Source organism: Breznakia sp. PF5-3 (assembly GCF_029504745.1).
Taxonomy (GTDB): domain Bacteria; phylum Bacillota_I; class Bacilli_A; order Erysipelotrichales; family Erysipelotrichaceae; genus Breznakia.
Window position 1 is genome coordinate 1 of the sequence record NZ_JAQFIQ010000073.1, and the last position, 4953, is coordinate 4953.

The 4953-nt window shown below is 32.6% G+C and carries 5 protein-coding genes; 3 read left to right on the forward strand and 2 right to left on the reverse strand.

Features of this window, described 5'->3' with window-relative positions:
- Window positions 1-122: 122 nt before the first annotated feature.
- The gene (locus M2475_RS11200) at window positions 123-734 is read right to left on the reverse strand and encodes a hypothetical protein (RefSeq protein WP_277491607.1); all 612 of its coding nucleotides are present in this window, start codon (window positions 732-734) and stop codon (window positions 123-125) included.
- Between the two features lie 167 nt (window positions 735-901).
- On the opposite strand from M2475_RS11200, the gene nagA reads away from it, so the two are divergent.
- Window positions 902-2041: an N-acetylglucosamine-6-phosphate deacetylase gene (gene nagA, locus M2475_RS11205; protein ID WP_277491608.1), complete on the forward strand. Its 1140-nt coding sequence runs from the start codon at window positions 902-904 to the stop codon at window positions 2039-2041.
- 22 nt (window positions 2042-2063) lie between these two features.
- On the opposite strand, the gene M2475_RS11210 is transcribed toward nagA, so the two are convergent.
- A complete protein-coding gene (locus M2475_RS11210) occupies window positions 2064-2708 on the reverse strand; it encodes a transaldolase family protein (protein WP_277491609.1) in 645 nt (214 codons plus the stop codon).
- A 206-nt stretch (window positions 2709-2914) separates the two neighbouring features.
- On the opposite strand from M2475_RS11210, the gene M2475_RS11215 reads away from it, so the two are divergent.
- Window positions 2915-4030, forward strand: coding sequence for an iron-containing alcohol dehydrogenase (locus tag M2475_RS11215; RefSeq protein ID WP_277491610.1), 1116 nt, complete (start codon window positions 2915-2917; stop codon window positions 4028-4030).
- A gap of 1 nt (window position 4031) precedes the next feature.
- Complete coding sequence (locus M2475_RS11220; RefSeq protein ID WP_277491612.1) at window positions 4032-4841, forward strand: Cof-type HAD-IIB family hydrolase; 810 nt, start codon at window positions 4032-4034, stop codon at window positions 4839-4841.
- The last annotated feature ends 112 nt before the right edge of the window (window positions 4842-4953 follow it).

Below are 4953 nucleotides of genomic sequence, written 5' to 3' on the forward strand. Positions count from 1 at the left end.
GTAGCTGCCAGGCTACTTTCTACTATAACACGGAGGTTTCTTTAAGTTCTTTTACCACCCGCATAGCAGGTGGTATTTTTTTGCGATAATAAAAAAAGAAGTGATTTATATCACTTCTTTTGCTACTCAGCCGTTGTTTCTTCTGGATCACGCAGATGACTTTTTGATAATTCTAGATATTCTTCAGCTTTCTTTCGATTACCCTTGTTTTCGTATTGTACAGATAATAGGTATTCTGTAATTCCTTTTTCAGCATCGTCTTGATCTTTTAAATTTGCTTCCATCTCCTCAATGTAATTTGATCTTTTTAAAATGAAGACATCATATATCGTACGTGCTTCTTTTTTCATTTCTTCATTGTCAAAACCTTCGATGACTTCAATGAGTTCTTTTGTTTTGTGTTTATTTTCTAATCCTACATAATAGTTAAAAGCTTTCATATATACATCTTGCTTTTGTGGCATTGTCATCTTTATTGTAAATAAAGTATCAAAGCTTTTATCAATCTTGCTTTCATCACCACGTAGAATATATGAATTTAATTTTAAATATTCAATATTGAAGTGTGGAAACAAATATCTTGAAGACCAACTATCAACAATTTTATCAAATTCATCATATTGTTGCTGTTGTAGTAACGTTAGAATTTTTTTAAATCTTAACTTTTTAAAAATATACGTAAATAATGAAAAACCTCCAACGGTTATAACGGTAAGAATAAGTATTAATTCCATAGATTTCTCCTTAATCAATTAGTTATATTATACCGTGATTTTATAACTTTTAACATAGGGAAATTAAATATCGTAAAAAAGACAAAATAAATATTCAAAAAGATAAGCGAAAACTATGCTCTTATCCTATAAAGAGTGTATAATACTAATTAACGGAGGTATCGTAAATGATTATACAGAGTAAAAAGGTTTGGATAGCAGGTCAATTTGTTCCGGCTCAAATAGAAATGAAAGCTGATAAGATTACAGGTATTTATGAGTATGGTGAAAAGCAAGTGGATAAGGATTACGAAGATAATAGAATCGTTCCTGGTTTCATTGATATTCACTGTCATGGAGCGTATACATTTGATACAAATGATGCACAACCAGAAGGTCTTCTTAATTGGGTGAAAAATATTACGGATGAAGGAGTAACAGGATTGTTTCCAACAACCATTACCCAAAGTAAAGAAGTGTTAACGAAGGCATTGGAAAATATTGTAGATGTAGTTGAAAAAGGATATGAAGGTGCAGAAATTTTAGGAGTACACTTTGAAGGTCCATATTTAGATATGAAATACAAGGGTGCACAACCAGAACAACATATTAAAAAACCAAATGTTGAAGAGTTTAAGGAATATCAAAAAGCAGCTAAAGGAATGATTAAAATCATGACAATGGCTTGTGAACATGATGAAGATTTTAAACTTACAGAATATGCATCACAAAATGGCGTATTAGTAAGTATGGGACATTCAGGTTCTACTTATGAAGAAGCCGTTATGGCGGTAGCACATGGTGCGCAAAGTATGACTCATGTTTTTAATGGAATGACACCATTCCAACATCGTAACCCAGGATTGGTTGGTGCAGCTATGCGCTTTAGAGATGTGTATGGAGAAGTAATCTGTGATGGTAATCATTCAAACTTAAATGCAGTAAATAATTTATTTATGGCAAAAGGTCGTGATTATACAATTATGATTACTGATGCATTGATGGCAAAAGGATGCCCAATTGGTTCTCATCACATGTTTGGGGGAAATGAAATTGAGATTTATCCAGATGGAAGTGCCCATTTAGTAGAAGCTAAAAGTCTTGCAGGAAGTACTTTAAATGTAAATAAAGGACTTAAGTTATTAGTTGAAGAGGCTCTTATTCCATTTGATTATGCACTTAATTCTTGTACGTTAAATCCAGCTAGAGCGCTTAAGATTGATGATCGCAAAGGAAAAATCATGACTGGTCATGATGCGGATTTGGTTGTACTTGATAAAGAGTATGATGTAATTCAAACATATGCTAGAGGAGTAGCTTGTAAATAGTTTTAAAAAAGATAATTCATAATTATGAATTATCTTTTCTTATGTCTTTCCAGTCTTTTTCAAAGGTTTCTTTTCCACTATCGGTTAATGGGTGTTGTAGTGATGACATATAAAGTTGATATGGAATCCCTACATATTCAATATCTAGTTTGGATAAGGCTTGTAGATGGTGAAGGTTTTTTAAAGATGCAGCAACGATATGCGTATTGCTATTTTTTGTTAATTTTATGGCATCTTCAATAAGTGCGAGACCGTCATTTCCCATTTCATCATTGCGGCCAATGAAGAAAAATATATAATCTGCATGAGCATTCATAGCTGCTGCAACTTGTGCTATAGAAAAGACTAAGGTAATTGCTGTTTTTATTCCTCTATTATGAAGAATGTTACATAGTTTTAATCCTGCTTTGGAAAAGTTAATCTTTATAATTGCTTTTGGATATATTTTTAGAATAGCATCCACTTCACTTAACATTTCTTCTACGGTGTTCCCCATAACTTCAGCACTTAGGAATGAAAGGTTTTTATCTTTGTAGTAATCTAGGAAGCTAAGCATATCAATAGTATTCTTTTTGTATAAAGTTGGGTTTGCTGTAATGGCTTGAATACCCATATTTAATACTTCATCAATTTCGTTTATATTTGCATGGTCAATAATATATTTCATGTATTTTCCTCCTGTTTCAATCATATATGATTTCTAGTTTTGAGGATAGTGAAGTACATGTAATTCTATTACCATAATGATTCGTTAAAAAGTTTTCATATGTTGATAAATTACCTTATTGTTATGTTCTAGAAATCATCTACTGCAAGGTAGTTTTCATTTATAAAAGTGCATATACTATACATGTACACGAAGGAGGAATTTTTATGTTTGATTATTATCAACCAACGCGAATCCATTTTGGAGATCGATTGCATGAGCTTGGAAAGATATGTAAGCGGTATGGGGAAAGAGCATTGCTTGTTACTGCTCCAGATGGTGTATTAACACCATTATATACAGAGATAAAAAAGATATTATCAGAGACAGAGATTGAAGTTTTTCATTTTAAAGAGGTAAAACCAAATCCTCATATTGGAATTGTTGAAGAAGGGTTGCAAGTTCTTAAAGAAAATCCAGTGGATTTTGTATTAGCTGTTGGTGGTGGTAGTTCAATGGATACAGCAAAAGCGATTGCCTTTACCAATGGTGTTGAAACTATAAACTGGGATGAAATTTTTGAAATGTTTCATTCACCTTTTGAGAATTATCAAGCGTATACAGGAAATGAATTGCCTATTATTGCTGTTCCTACGACATCAGGTACAGGATCGCAGGTAACACAGGCAGCCGTATTATCAAGAGGAAATGAAAAAATAACGTTTTTTCATCCACTGTTGTTTTCAAAAGAGTGTATTTTAGATCCATCACTTACCTTGACGCTACCAGCCCATATTCGCTCAGCGACAGGCTTTGATGCATTTACCCATGCTTTTGAAAGCTATATCAATCCCAAAGCTTCTACATATTCTAAAATGGATTCATTATCAGCTATGAAGTTGATTGTTGAAAATTTACCTAAAGCAATGAAAGATCCACAATCTGTGGAATATCGTTCTAATATGATGTTAGCAGATACGTTAGCGGGTAGAGCACTTGCCAATGGAGGAGCAGCAGCTCCTCATCCATTGTCAGAGATTATTGGTGGTGTTTTAAATATTCCTCATGGAGAAGCTTTAGCAATCGTCTTTCCAGCTTTTATAAAAAACTTTGCAGTTCAATACGAAGAAGAATTTACTGAGATAGCTTCCTTTTTTACTGGCTATAACTCATTGTATGAAGGTATGACAGCATTTTTGAGAGAGATAAACTTGAATAAGAGATTAAGTGATTATGAAATGAGTGAGGAACAGTATGATGCGATTATAAATTCGCCAATTCTTGAACATCTTCCATTTGGGACAGCAGAAGATTTAAAACAAATTTTAAAGGATTCTTATTAAAATGATAAAACTTATTGGTATTGATTTAGATGGGACATTATTAAATTCAAAATTGGAAGTACCTATTGAAAATAAACAAAGTATTGTGAAAGCATTGGATAAAGGAATACATGTTTATTTAGTAACTGGAAGACCATATTGCTTTGCTAAACACCTTGCTCTTGAAATCGATGACAGGGTGCAAGTGATTTCTAGCAATGGTGCTAATTATGAGATAGATAATATAATGACATCTAAATATATAGAGACGACTGCACTAGAAACGGTTATAACGGAATTGTCTAAGGAAGAAGTATGTGCATTTTTTAAAGGAAATGCTAATTTTTATACACATGAAGCATATGATGATCGTTTTCTTTACAGTCATATGAATGAAGATTTACCAAAAGCATTACAAGTAACTTCTTATACGCAATTATCATGGAGGGAGCTGCATGATAAGACTCATGATATTTTGAAGATATTGGTTTATACATTATCAAAAGAAACCTTAGAGCGTTTGCGAAAGCGTTTATCTCTGATTGAACACATTACTCTTACGAGTTATAATGCAATCAGCTTTGATATCAATGCTGAAGGTGTGAGTAAAGGGAATGCCATTTTGGAAATAATGAAAAAGATGAACATACAGAAAAATGAAATTTTAGCGATTGGGGATAATGAAAATGATGTATCAATGTTTGAAGTATGTGGGCATTGTGTAGCCATGGAAAATGCAAATCAACAAATCAAGCAGATGAGTGAGTATATAACAAGCTCAAATGATGATTATGGTGTAGCCAATGCAATTGATTATTATATAGAAGATTAAGAAAGCCGGCCTTTGTAAATGATGTTATCCCCCTTAGGTATACAGTGCAAATAAATAAAGCACTTTAATTTAAGGGGGTTTTAATATGGGAAGAAATCAAAAATATACAATG

Bases quoted from the DNA above. Each gene is read 5' to 3' on its own strand.
- M2475_RS11200 (WP_277491607.1), bottom strand. From the start codon at position 734: ATGGAATTAATACTTATTCTTACCGTTATAACCGTTGGAGGTTTTTCA.
- nagA (WP_277491608.1), top strand. From the start codon at position 902: ATGATTATACAGAGTAAAAAGGTTTGGATAGCAGGTCAATTTGTTCCG.
- M2475_RS11210 (WP_277491609.1), bottom strand. From the start codon at position 2,708: ATGAAATATATTATTGACCATGCAAATATAAACGAAATTGATGAAGTA.
- M2475_RS11215 (WP_277491610.1), top strand. From the start codon at position 2,915: ATGTTTGATTATTATCAACCAACGCGAATCCATTTTGGAGATCGATTG.
- M2475_RS11220 (WP_277491612.1), top strand. From the start codon at position 4,032: ATGATAAAACTTATTGGTATTGATTTAGATGGGACATTATTAAATTCA.